Raw genomic sequence first — 11,974 nt, 5'->3', positions numbered from 1 at the left:
TTCCTCTGGTATTATGTACCGCATGATAGCTGTTGACGACGCAGCGGAACGGCAGGCCCAGCTGCTGCGCGGCAGCCTGGACATGTGCCTGCTCGCGCTGCTCGCCGCGGAGCCCGCGCACGGCTACGAGCTGGTCCGGCGGCTCGACACCGCCGGCTTCGGCGCGGTGAGCTACGGCACCGTCTATCCGCTGATCACCCGGCTGCACCGGCTCGGTCTCGTCGCGAACGCGCTGGAGCCCAGCCCCACTGGCCCGCCCCGCAAGGTCTACCGGCTCACCGACACCGGCCACGAGCGACTGTCCGCCTGGCGCGAGCAGTGGATCCAGTTCGCCGGAGTCGTCAACGCCACCCTCGACGTGAAAGGAACTTCCGCATGAGCACGTCGGCATCACCCGTTGACGATCTTCTCGCCGCCGCGGACCGGCAGTGGCGCACGCTCGGCGTCCAGCGTGGCGACCGGCTGGCCCTCGGCACCGACCTGCGCGCCGAGCTCGAGGCGGCGCAGGCCGACGGTCTCGCCCCGGCGGAGCTGCTCGGCGCCGACCCCGCCGCGTTCGCGCGCCGGCTCGCCGAGGAGGCCGGCGTCGAGCGGCTCCCTCCGCGCTACGGCCCGATCCTCGCCGCCGCCTTCTTCGGTGCGGTGGTCGCGCTCATCGTGGGCTTCGTGCTGGCCACCGGACTGCACGAGGCCTTCGTCGCGGCCTTCGACCTGCCGCGCAGCGTGCACGTCCCGGTGTGGCTCGCCGGCGGCGGCTTCTACGCCGGCGTCGCGGCGGTCACCATCGCCGGCTCGGTGTTCACCGTGCGTGTCCTGCTCCGCGACGCTCCCCGCATCCGCCACACCACCACCCGCATGGCGCTGCTGCTGCCACCGGCCGTGGCCGCCGCGGTCGCCGCGGCGGTCGCCTTCGGCAACGCCCTGGACTATCCCCTCACCCCGTTCGCCATCGGCGCCGAGGTGGCCATCGTCCTTGTCGGGTTCCTGGCCACGACGGTGCTGGCCCGCCGCTGGTCCATCACCAGCGGCGGGACCGCCGAAGCAGGTGGCCGCCCTTAGCGGGGCACCGTCCTGCCGCACTCCGCCGCGGGGCCGGTCAGTCCTGCTCGTCGGCTCCCTGGGCGCGACCCATGTAGGCCAGCGCGACCTCCTCCAGGTCGAGGCGCTGCACGTGCGGCGCGGCGCCCGGGATCGGCAGCGTGGACCGCACGGTCAGGGTGCTCTGGCGGTCGGTGTGCAGCGCCTGGATGATCTCGGTGCCGTCGGGCAGGCCGTCGGGGTCGCCGGACGGGCGCAGCAGCCGGTAGTGGGTGGTGAGGATGTCCTCGACCGGACCGGCGAGCTGGACCCGGCCGCGGGTCAGGACGATCAGCTGGTCACAGACCCGCTCGAGATCGCTGATCAGGTGGGAGGACAGCACGACCGTGGCCTGGAGGTCGGCGACGAGCTCCATCAGCCGGCGCAGGAACTGCCGTCGGGCCAGCGGATCCAGCGCCGCGACCGGCTCGTCGAGCACCAGCAGCTCGGGGCGCTTCGCGGCGACGAGCGCCAGGGCGAGCTGGGCCCGCTGGCCGCCGGAGAGCTGCCCGGCCTTGCGTTTCAGGTCGCCGCGCAGCGGCTGCAGGTGCTCGTCGGCGAGCCGCTGGTCCCAGCGCGGGTTGAGCTTGGCGCCGAGGCGCAGGTGCTCGGCCACGGTGAGGTTGTCGTACAGCGGGATGTTCTGCGCGACGAAGCCGACGCGGGCCAAATGCGCGGCGCTCACGCCGGGCCGGGCGCCGAGGACGCTGATGGTGCCGGTGGACGGCTCCAGCAGGCCGCAGATCAGGGACAGCAGGGTCGACTTGCCGGCGCTGTTGGGCCCGACCAGGCCGACGACGCTGCCTTCCGGGATCTCCAGGGTGCAGTCGGTCAGCGCGTCGCGCTGCCCGTATCGCAGGCCGAGGCCGACGGCCTTGACGGCGTGGTTCATCGCTTCGCCCCCAGGGCGGTGCGGAACGTCGTCCTGAACAGCGCCTCGATGTTCTCCGCGTCGAGCCCGGCCTTGTACGCCTTCGCGAACCACTGCAACAGCTCCTGCCGCAGCGGCTCGTGGGCCGGCAGGGAGTCGTCGACGAGGCTGCGGGTCACGAACGTGCCCACGCCCTGGCGGGCGGTGACCAGCCCCTCGTGCTCGAGCTCGCGGTAGGCCTTGAGCACCGTGTTGGGGTTGATCGCCAGGCTGGCGACGACTTCCTTGACCGTCGGCAACTGGTCTCCGACGGACAGCATGCCGAGGCGCAGCGCGTGCCTCACCTGCTGGACGAGCTGCACATACGGTGCAACACCGGAGCGGACGTCCAGTTGGAAGTCGATCAAGCCGTCACCACCACTTGCCTCATCCCGTTTCCGTTGCCGCTCATCAGCCTCGCACGTGCCGGATCCGCCAGAACGCCAGCCCCGACAGGAGCAGGCCGAGCCCGACGAACGCGCCGAACTCGATCCACTGGAACGACCAGTACCGGTTGGCGGGCTGCGCCTCCAGGTCGAAGTGCAGGTTCTTCGCGGCGATGCAGCGCTCCACCTGCTGCCACCCGTCGGTCGACGTCACCCCTTCGTCGGCGAGGCAGTCCTTCACGTCGGTGGCACGGACCTCCGTGCCACCGGCGTTGCGCAGCGACGTGCGGTCGGTCAGCGTGAGGGCGCCCGGGATGGAGTAACCGGTGATGGACAGCGGGTTGCTGCTGGGGATGTCCAGCGACCCGCCGCGGGCCCGGGTCTCCGCGTTGTAGGCCACGGACACCGTGACCGGCGCCCGCAGGTAGGGCCGGACCAGGGTCGGCGCGAGCACCTGCACGACGCCGATGATGAGCAGGGTGACCGCCATCGCCGGCACTGTGCGGCGGGTGACCATGCCGAGCAACGTGCCGAGGACGACCGCGAACACGATGTAGCCGAGCGGCGCGATGTTGCGCGACGCGAACGACATCTGGTCGAAGCGGTTGCCGCCGACCAGGTCGTAGCGGCTGGCCGCCCAGGTGAGCAGGACGCTCAGCGTTCCCGTCAGCACCAGGCTCACCAGGCCGATGAAGCCGAGCTTGATCGCCAGCCAGTAGGTGCGCGTCACGCTCTGGTTCCACACCAGCCGGTGGGTGTTGGTCTCCAGCTCGCGGGTGATCAGCGGTGCGCCCCAGAAGACCCCGATGAGCGCGGGCAGGATCATGAGCACGATCGACGGGATCGTCACGGGCCCGCGGTAGTCCCGGATGAACGAGGCCGTCGCGTCGTCGATGAGGCAGCCCCTGGCCGCGACGCAGCCGACGATGTCGCTGTCATACGCGTCGCGGATCGTGACGCCGAGATACAGCAGGTATGCCACGAGCACGGCGAGCAGGCCGACGGTGGCCAGGAACTGGCCGCGGAACTGACGCCAGGTGAGCCAGATCATCGCAATGTCTCCAGGGCCGGCGAGTGGTGGGAGGCGGCGCCCGACGGGTCGGTCGCCCGGGTCAGGTAGGCGAGCACCATCTCTTCGAGGTCGAGCCGCTCCGCGTTGGCGAACGACCGCGGGATCGGCGTGGTGTCGGTCCGGCGCACCACGAGGGTGCTCTGCCGGCCGCGGTGCTCGGCGCTGATGACGTCGAACCCGGGCGGCAGGTGCGCGACGTCGTCGCGCGACCCGACGATCCGGTAGTGCGTGCTGAGCAGGTCGTCGACCTCACCCGCGAGCTGCACGCGGGCCGAGGCCAGCAGGACCAGGTGGTCACAGACCCGCTCGAGGTCGCCGAGCAGGTGCGACGACAGGATCACGGTGACCTCGAGCTCGCTGACGAACTCCATGAGGTGCTGCAGGAACTGCCGCCGCGCGAGCGGGTCGAGCGCCGCGACGGGCTCGTCGAAGATGAGCAGCTCCGGCCGCTTCGCCGCGGCGATGGTCAGCGCGAGCTGGGCCCGCTGCCCGCCGGAGAGCCGGCCGGCCTTCTGGCTCAGGTCCAGGCCGACCTGGGCGATCCGCCGGCGGGCGAGCTGTTCGTCCCACCGCTGGTTGAGGCGGGCGCCGAGCCGCAGGTGGTCGCCGACCGACAGGCCCGCGTAGACCGGCGTGTCCTGGGCGACGAACCCGACCCGGGCCAGCTGCGAACCGCTGGCCGCGGGGCGGCTGCCGAGGACCTCGATGGTGCCCGAGGTCGGCTCGATCAGGCCGCTGGTCAGCCCGAGCAGCGTGGACTTGCCGGCGCCGTTCGGCCCGACCAGGCCGACGACCCGTCCGGCCGGGATGTCCAGGTCGGCTTCGACGAGCCCGGGGTGGCGCCCGTAGTGCTTCGTCAGCCCGTCAGCACGCAGGACAGATGTCATCTCGCACCCTCGTGGCCCTTCTCGATGTCGTCTCGGACAGACCTTGGAACCACCTAACTGGTAGATAACTAGTAACGTAGCACAATGACGCTCGCCGGGTGACCCGTATCGATCGTCGGGATCGGATGGCGTCAATGGCGAGCGGCGCTGGCGCATGCCCCTGTGCAACGGAAGGCCCTCGCCGCGGCGGGTGGGCGAGGGCCTTTCCGGGTGTTGCGTGGAGGTCAGCCGCCGGATGACCCGTCGACCGGGCGGCCGAAGGTGATGGCCTCCCGGACGGCGGGCGGCGTGGTGTCGTGCAGGGCGCGGTCCGGGCGTGCCCCGAGCGCGTCGTTGACGGTGGCGAAGGCCAGCCGCAGCGCCACGAACACCGTCATGGTGAAGACCTGCGAGTCGGTGAACCCGGCGTCGCGCAACTGCTGCACGTCCTCGGCGGTGGTGGCGTTCGGGGTGCGGGCGACCTTGCGCGCCCAGCCGGCCATGACCCGCTCGGCGGCGGTCAGCCGGTCGTCGGTGCCGGCGATGACGCCGGCGGCGGTCTCCGCGTCGCTGACCCCGGCGAGCTTGCCACCCCACGACAGGGCGCAGTAGGAGTCACCGGCCGCCGACGCGCAGGCGACGACGAGAATGCCGCGCTGGCGCAGGCTGAGCCGGTCGGTCGCGTTGGCCCGTCCGATCAGCTCGAACAGGCCCTGCATGGTGTCCGGCTGGTAGGCCCACAGGCGCGAGACGTTCATGACGAACCCGAGCTCGGCGAGGTCCTCGTCCAGCAGTCGCTGCGCTTCGGGGGTCGCCTCCGGGGCGGCGAGAAAACCGATGGTGTCCACCGCACCAGCCTCGCCGATGGGCGGCGTGGGGGCGCTGGTCGGCCGGGAACGCGACACCGGTGCCGGCACCGCGGGAGCGCTGCGGTGCCGGCACCGGCGGTGGTTACGGCCGCTGCACCAGGCGGAAGGTCTGGGCGGGACCGCCCGTGCAGGTCCACTGCTGCAGCCACGCGCCGTCGGCGGTCGAGACGTCCCGGACGTCCAGGCACTTGCCGCTGTTGCGGGCGGTGAACCGGTAGAGGCCGTTGCCGAGGTGGACCGGCTGCCACTGCTGGTTGGTGCCGCCCGCGTAGGCCCACAGGTGGACCTGGGTGCCGTCGCCGGTCGCGCCGGCGCCGCCGTTGACGTCCCAGACGAGGTTCGTGGCGTGCCGGCTGACGACCTGGTAGTAGCCGTTGCTCGTCGGGCGGAACTGCCACTGCTGGTTGGTGGCGGCGGGGACGCTGCAGGCCCACTGCTGCAGGACGGTGCCGTTGGCGGTGCCGCGGTTGGCGTCGTCGAGGCACTTGCCGCTGTTGGTGTTGCTCACCTCGTACCAGGCTGCCGGGTTGATCGACGTCGCCGGAGGAGTGCTGGGCGTGGGCGACGTCGGCGGGTTGCTGGTAGGAGTGCTGCCGCCGGCCGGCCAGGTGAGGGTGACCAGCGCGTTCGGGGGCACGGTGTAGGGCACGAACATGCCGTTCCAGGTCACGCCGAACGTCTGGGTGCCGCCGCCGATGTTCTTGGCCACCAGCACCATCGAGCCGTCGGGGTTGCGGAACGCCGCGTTGTGCAGGTCGCCGGCGTTGTCGGTGTGCACGCGGACGGCGCCCGGCCGCAGGAACTTGCTGAAGTGACCCAGGGCGTAGTACTCGGCGTTGCGGGTGACGGTGGTGCCGTCGACCGACACCACGCCGGTGCACCAGCCGGTCGCGTCGCCGCAGCCGCCGTTGTGCGGGTTGCCCTGGGAGTCCAGGGCCAGGTTCCAGTTCACGACCGCCTTGGCCCAGTTGCGGACCGTGCCGAGCTCGACGTTCTGGGCGTGCCAGTTGAGGGTGTCGGCGAAGTACTTGGCGGCGTTGTCCGCCGCGCCGTGCCAGCCGGAGCACTCGGTGAACCAGATGTCCTTGGCCGGGAACGCGTTGTGCAGCGCGGTCTGCGCGTTGGCGTCGCCGCTGTAGCAGTGGTAGCCGGTGCCGGCGATCCACTGCGCCGCGGAGGTCCGCAACAGGTCGTAGGGGTAGTTCGGCTCGGCCGGCACGCCGAGGCGGGCGGCGTCCGCGGCGTCGTCGGGGTGCTGGGTCCAGTTGTGGTCGTAGCCGATGATCTTCACGCGGGACAGCCCGGCGTCGCGGAGCATCGGGCCGAGCTCGTTGATGATCGCGGCCTGATGGGCGACCGGCATGTCGGTGCCGGCGTAGGAGTCGGGGGTGCGGTTCTGCGGCTCGTTCTGCACCGTGAGGGCGTAGATCGGGACCCCGGCCGCCTCGTATGCCTGCACGAACTTCAGCAGGTACAGCGCGTAGGCCCGGAAGATCGCGGGATCGTCCTTCAGCCGTCCGCCGATGACCGAGGCGTTCGCCTTCATCCACGCCGGCTGGCCCCACGGCGAGGCCATGACCTTGAGGGTCGGGTTGAGCTGGAGCGCGCGGCGCAGCACCGGCAGGATCTGCGCCTCGTCGTGGGCGACGCTGAAGCGCGCCATGGCCAGGTCGGTCTGGCCGCTGGGCAGGTCGTCGTAGGTGTAGGGGGCCTCGTCGATGAAGTCCGACCCGCCGATCGGCTGGCGGAGGAAGCTCATGCCGATGCCGTCGACCGGGTGGAAGATCGAGGTCAGCACCTGGTCGCGCTGCGCCGCCGGCAGCCGGTAGAGCACGGCGGCCGACGAGTCGGTGACGGACGCGCCGAAGCCGTCCATGGTCTGGTACGTCCGCGACGGGTCGATGGTGATCATCTGGCCGGGGCGGCTGCCGTCGGTGTTGAACACGGGGCTCGCGCCGCGGGCCAGGAGCTGCGACCGGTCCGGGGTGGTGACCCACGAGGTCACGGTGGGGCCGGTCGCCGCCTGTGCGGAGGTGGCGCCGAGCCAGACGGTGGTGGCGGCGGCGAGCCCGAGCACCAATCCTGGAATGGTGAGTTTTCGCCACAAATTGCGCTGACGAGGGTGCATGCGTCCTCCTGCGAGGCTGATGACGGGGTGTGCGCGCCTTGGCGGGGCGCCGGGCTCTGAAACGGTTGTAACAGCGGATGTAACGGCGGGGAACAAGAGAAACATCTCGATGTAGCCCTGTCAACGGGTCTGAAAAGGCAGCTATATTGCCCGATATGAAACAGCGGGATGAAACAAATGGCTAGCCGGGGCGTGACGGTCCGGGAGGTCGCCGCGGAGACCGGGCTGTCGATCGCGACGGTGTCCCGCGTCCTGAACGGCTACGCGCACGTCGCACCGCAGACCCGCGAACTGGTCCGGGCGGCGATGGAGCGGCTCGGGCCGCACGCGCCCCGCCCGCGCGCCGGCGGCGCCCGCGCGGACCCGGCGCAGCCGCGCGCGGTCTTCGTGCGCTGCCCGTATCAGCTCACCGACTACTTCGGGCTGATCGTGTCCTCGATCGCGGAGACGCTGCAGCGGCACGGCCGGCACGCGGTGCTCGACGCCGGCCAGTTCGCCCAGCAGGAGGACGTGCTGCCCGGCCTCGCCGAGCGGCCCGGCGTCGGCGGCGCCATCCTCATCCTGCCGCCGGAGCCGAGCGGGCAGCTGGAACAGCTCAACGCGACCGGGTTCCCGTTCGTCGTCGTCGACCCGCGCACCCGGCCACCCCGGGACATCCCGGCCGTCTCGGCCGCGCACTTCGCCGGCGCCCGGGCCGTGACGGAGCACCTGCTGCGCCTCGGCCACCGCCGCATCGGCGTCCTGGCCGGACCCGGCAACTGGCTCGCCGGCAAGGCCCGCCTCGCCGGGCACGCCTCCGCCCTCGCCGACGTCGGCCGGCTCGTCGACCACGAGCTGGTGCGCGCCGCCGAACCGACCGCGCAGTTCGGCCACCACGCCGCCGGTGAACTGCTCGAACTGCCCGACCCGCCCACCGCGATCGTCGGCTTCAACGACAAGGTGGCCACCGGCGTCCTCACCGCCGCCGCCAACCGCGGCCTACGGGTCCCGGCCGACCTGTCGGTCACCGGTTTCGACGACATCGACCTGGCGCAGGCCACGACCCCGCCGCTGACCACCGTCCGGCAACCCCTGGAGGAGATGGGCCGGATGGCGGTCAGCCTCATCATCCGGCTGCTGGACCGTCACCAGCTCGAAGGACTGCACGTCGAGCTGTCCACCGAGCTGGTGATCCGCGGCACCACCGCCCCGGTCAAGGGGTCAGGCTGAGCCGGCGATCGAGCGGGCCACCTCGTCGACCGGAGCGAGCAGGACCGTCTCCACCGGCAGCTTCGCCAGGGAGTCGACGTCGAACCGGCTGTCCAGCTCGGTCACCGTGGCCTGGATCTCGTCGAGGCGGGTGCCGGTGGCGTCGAGGATCTCGCTCAGGTGCGCCGCCTCCGCGGTGTCGTGCAGGCCGACGTGCAGCAGCGTCAGGGCGTTGATCCGGGCGCCGGTCAGCTCGGGCACCAGCAGGACGAGGCGGCCGTCGCGGGCGCCGCGGACCAGGCGCACCATCCGCGACTGCACCGCCAGCCACTTCGAGCCGCTCAGGTCCGCGCCGTCGCCGGCCCGGCTGGGCAGGCCCTCGGACACCCCGGAGCGGCGCACGACCCGGATGGTGGTGCGCTGCGGGGACCAGCCCAGCTGATACCGGGTGGCGCCGTCGACGTGGTCGACGACCCGGGCGAAGGCCCGCAGTGCGACCAGCACCGAGTAGCTCATCGTCGACGGGTCGGCGCCGACGCCGGCGATGGCCCGGGTCAGCGGGTTGTCCACCAGGTCCGAGTCGCCGCGGGAGGTGCCGACGGTCACGGTCTTGGCCTGGTGCTTGACCGAGTCGATCGAGCGGGTCAGCTCGTCGACGGCACCGGTGATCCGGGCCCGGGTGTAGTCGATCGGGTCGGCGGCCACCCTGGGCGCGGTGACCAGCGAGCCGCCGTGCCGCAGCAGCAGCGCCGCGTCGGACAGGCGCAGCGCGGTGTCGCTGGACAGCACCCCGCGCATCGTGCCCTCGGCGGCGTCGGCGAGGAACGGGTGCAGATCCGTGCAGGCCCGCTCGATGTCCTGCAGGGCGGTCTGTCCATTATCGACGGACAGCTCCAGGGCCGCGAGCGCGCCGCGCAACGGATCGGCCTTCGCGTCGATCGCCCGGGCGGTGTGGTACGAGAAGAGGTGGCCGGCCGCGGTGCTGAGGATCCAGGCGAACACCGGGTGTGCGGCCGGGACCCGGACGACCCACTCGGTGGCCCACGGCACGTCCATGCCTTCGTCGACGATGATCACCGGCGCGTTGCGGTGCGCGGCGAAGATGTCGACCTCCTTGGCCAGGTCGCGCACCTGGCCGGGCGGGGTGCCGGCGGCGCAGATGAGGATGAACGCCTCGGCGGAGAGGTCGACGTGCTTCTTGTCCTCCACCGCGTCGGTGGAGATGGTCTTGTAGCACAGCTCGGACAGCTTGATCCGGGCCTCCTCGGCGGCGACCCGGTTGGGCCCCGACCCGACCACGGCCCAGTGCGGGTAGCGCAGCGCGACCTCGCTGATCCGGGCGATCACCGGCTCCTGGGCGCGCAGTTCGGCGAGCTGGTTGGGCATCTCCAGCAGCGCGTGCAGCAGGGTGTTCTCGAGCTCCGCCGCCAGCCGGCCGCAGACCCGGGCGAGGTGCAGGCCCAGCACCGAGCCGGTGGCGACCTGCGAGTAGAACGCCTTGGTGGAGGCGACCGCCATCTCCACGTCGCGGCCGTCGGAGGTGTACAGCACGCCGTCGCTCTTGTGCGCCAGGTCGCTGTCGCGCCGGTTGACGATGCCCAGCACGGCCGCGCCGCGGGCCCGGACCATGTCGACGGCCCGGTTGGTGTCGGTGGTGGAGCCGGACTGGCTGACCGCCACGATGCACACCGAGGACATGTCGGGTCGCAGGCCCCACGCCGACAGCTCGGTCGCGGGCATCGCCTCGACCGCGATCGCCGGCTGCAGCAGCGGGCGGACCACGTTGGCGATGCCGCGGCAGGCGACGGCCGCGGTCCCCTGGCCGATGAAGAGCAGCTCGGTGATCTCCCCGGCGGCGAAGCGGTCGCGCAGCTTGCGGGGCAGGGACGCCTCGCCGAGCACCGTGGTCAGGTGCTCGCCATCAGCCACGATCCGGCCGCGCAGGCTGCGGCGGAACGACGACGGCGCCTCGGTGATCTCCTTGACCAGGTAGTGCTCGAACGAGCCGCGGGCGACGTCACGCGTGGTGATCTCGGCCGTCGACACGTGCTCCTCGGTGACCGGCACCGGCCGGCCCAGCACCGAGAACCGCTCCACGGCCGCGAGCGTGCCGGCGCCGGCCCGGCTGAGCGCCACCACGGTGCCGTGCTCGCCGTCGCCGTCCACGACCGCCCCGTCCAGACGCAGGTAGCGGTCGGTCCAGCCGACCAGCCCGTACACCTCGCTCGCGACGAGGAAACAGGCCGGCGCGAAGCCGACGTAGAGCCCCTGGCCGCTGCCGCGCACCGCGAGCAGCAGACGGTCCGGGTCGGCGTCGCTCTGCGCGGCGATGGCGAACGAGCCGTGGAACCGGCGGATCGAGGCGGCGAACGCCTGGATGGGGTCGGTGCCGGCGTCGAGCTCGCGGCGCAGCATGACCGGGATGACCTTGGCGTCGGTGGTGATGCCCGCCTCGTCGACCGGCAGGTCCAGGGTCTCGCGCAGGTCGAGGTGGTTGTCGATGTCGCCGTTGAGCACGGCCGTCGCGTAGCCGCGGGCGCCCTGTGCGCGGGTGGTGCTGTCGACCGGGTGCGCGTTGGCCTCGCTGATGCGCCCGACGCTCGCCCACCGGGTGTGCGCGAGCACGGTGACCCGGGCGCTGGGCATGGCGAGGACCGCGTGCAGGAAGTCGTCGGCCTCGATCGCGGCGCGGAGGAACGCGACGTTGTCGCCGAGCCGGCCGATGATCGAGGCCCGCTTGTAGACCAGCGTCAGGCCCCGGTCCAGCAGCGTCACCGCCGTGTGGCCATAGCTGGGGTCGGTGCGCCCGGAGTGCAGGCCGGCCGCCGCGGCCCGGTCCGTCTCGTCGAGGGTCACCCAGACCTGCAGGCCGGCGGAGTCGCGGCCGCGGACCTCGAGCCGGTCGATCGCCTCGAGGGTCGCGTCGATCGCGAGGCACGCGCGGCCCACGTTGACGTCGGCGAGCCCGCCGCGGGCCAGCCGGCTGACCCGCTCGGCCACCTGGATCCGGTCGTTCGCGATGGTCCACAGCAGGTCCCGGGCCTGCCCGGCGAGCCGCTGGACCGACTCCAGCTGCTCGGGGTCCAGGACCTGCCCGCCCTCGTCGAGTCCGCGGTCCAGCGCGTCGAGCCATGCGGTGTGCCCGTCGACCCGGGCCTGCAGCCGCGTGCGCAGGGTCGCGTCGACCGTCAGCCGGTAGCACCCGGTCGGCTCGGTGTGCAGCGCCACCGCCGCCGACAGGTCCTTCACCAGCACACCGAGGAGGCCGGTCAGCCCGGCGTGCGCCGCCGCGCCGGCCGGGTCGGCCGCCGGGGGCTCGGGCACGCTGTCCAGCAGCTGCGTTGCGGTGACCTCATCGAGCTGGACGCTGTAGTCCGGCACTGCGGCGACGATCCCACACACCTCGTAAACCCCTTCGCTACCTACCCGGTGCGCCCTGGCGCTGTCCAAGGCAAGACGCTAGCAGCGATCGCCCATC

10 protein-coding genes are annotated in these 11,974 nt (G+C 72.1%); 3 read left to right on the top strand and 7 right to left on the bottom strand.

Translation table 11 applies throughout. The features are described from left to right. The first annotated feature begins 22 nt into the window (after positions 1–22). Positions 23–379 carry a PadR family transcriptional regulator gene (locus tag Dsi01nite_RS17955; protein WP_203847322.1) on the top strand — a complete coding sequence of 119 codons (357 nt, stop codon included), beginning with the start codon at positions 23–25 and terminating at the stop codon, positions 377–379. Then, on the top strand, positions 376–1,059 hold the full coding sequence (locus Dsi01nite_RS17950) for a hypothetical protein (RefSeq protein WP_203847321.1): 684 nt from the start codon (positions 376–378) through the stop codon (positions 1,057–1,059). The genes Dsi01nite_RS17955 and Dsi01nite_RS17950 overlap by 4 nt, the downstream gene beginning before the upstream one ends. A 37-nt stretch (positions 1,060–1,096) precedes the next feature. On the opposite strand, the gene Dsi01nite_RS17945 is transcribed toward Dsi01nite_RS17950, so the two are convergent. The 6 genes from Dsi01nite_RS17945 to Dsi01nite_RS17920 form a co-directional block, all read right to left on the bottom strand. Then, positions 1,097–1,969 (bottom strand): ABC transporter ATP-binding protein, encoded by an 873-nt coding sequence (locus tag Dsi01nite_RS17945; protein WP_203847320.1) that lies wholly within the window; start codon positions 1,967–1,969, stop codon positions 1,097–1,099. Next, entirely contained in the window at positions 1,966–2,355 is a 390-nt protein-coding gene (locus Dsi01nite_RS17940) for a GntR family transcriptional regulator (protein WP_203847319.1), read from the bottom strand. The genes Dsi01nite_RS17945 and Dsi01nite_RS17940 overlap by 4 nt, the downstream gene beginning before the upstream one ends. A 43-nt stretch (positions 2,356–2,398) precedes the next feature. Continuing rightward, positions 2,399–3,424 carry an ABC-2 membrane transporter-related protein gene (locus tag Dsi01nite_RS17935; protein ID WP_203847318.1) on the bottom strand — a complete coding sequence of 342 codons (1,026 nt, stop codon included), beginning with the start codon at positions 3,422–3,424 and terminating at the stop codon, positions 2,399–2,401. Continuing rightward, positions 3,421–4,332 carry an ABC transporter ATP-binding protein gene (locus Dsi01nite_RS17930; RefSeq protein ID WP_203847317.1) on the bottom strand — a complete coding sequence of 304 codons (912 nt, stop codon included), beginning with the start codon at positions 4,330–4,332 and terminating at the stop codon, positions 3,421–3,423. The genes Dsi01nite_RS17935 and Dsi01nite_RS17930 overlap by 4 nt, the downstream gene beginning before the upstream one ends. A gap of 224 nt (positions 4,333–4,556) precedes the next feature. Next, the gene (locus Dsi01nite_RS17925) at positions 4,557–5,159 is read right to left on the bottom strand and encodes a carboxymuconolactone decarboxylase family protein (RefSeq protein ID WP_203847316.1); all 603 of its coding nucleotides are present in this window, start codon (positions 5,157–5,159) and stop codon (positions 4,557–4,559) included. Between the two features lie 103 nt (positions 5,160–5,262). Further along, a complete protein-coding gene (locus Dsi01nite_RS17920; RefSeq protein WP_239135971.1) occupies positions 5,263–7,257 on the bottom strand; it encodes an RICIN domain-containing protein in 1,995 nt (664 codons plus the stop codon). A gap of 219 nt (positions 7,258–7,476) precedes the next feature. Here Dsi01nite_RS17920 and Dsi01nite_RS17915 point away from each other — a divergent pair, with 219 nt between their 5' ends. Then, positions 7,477–8,517 carry a LacI family DNA-binding transcriptional regulator gene (locus Dsi01nite_RS17915; protein ID WP_203847314.1) on the top strand — a complete coding sequence of 347 codons (1,041 nt, stop codon included), beginning with the start codon at positions 7,477–7,479 and terminating at the stop codon, positions 8,515–8,517. On the opposite strand, the gene Dsi01nite_RS17910 is transcribed toward Dsi01nite_RS17915, so the two are convergent. Next, a complete protein-coding gene (locus Dsi01nite_RS17910; protein ID WP_203847313.1) occupies positions 8,509–11,877 on the bottom strand; it encodes an SIS domain-containing protein in 3,369 nt (1,122 codons plus the stop codon). The genes Dsi01nite_RS17915 and Dsi01nite_RS17910 overlap by 9 nt on opposite strands. Between the last annotated feature and the right edge of the window lie 97 nt (positions 11,878–11,974).

The organism is Dactylosporangium siamense (assembly GCF_016862795.1).
GTDB classification, from domain to species: Bacteria; Actinomycetota; Actinomycetes; order Mycobacteriales; family Micromonosporaceae; genus Dactylosporangium; species Dactylosporangium siamense.
This window is presented reverse-complemented; position numbering and strand designations above follow the sequence as displayed.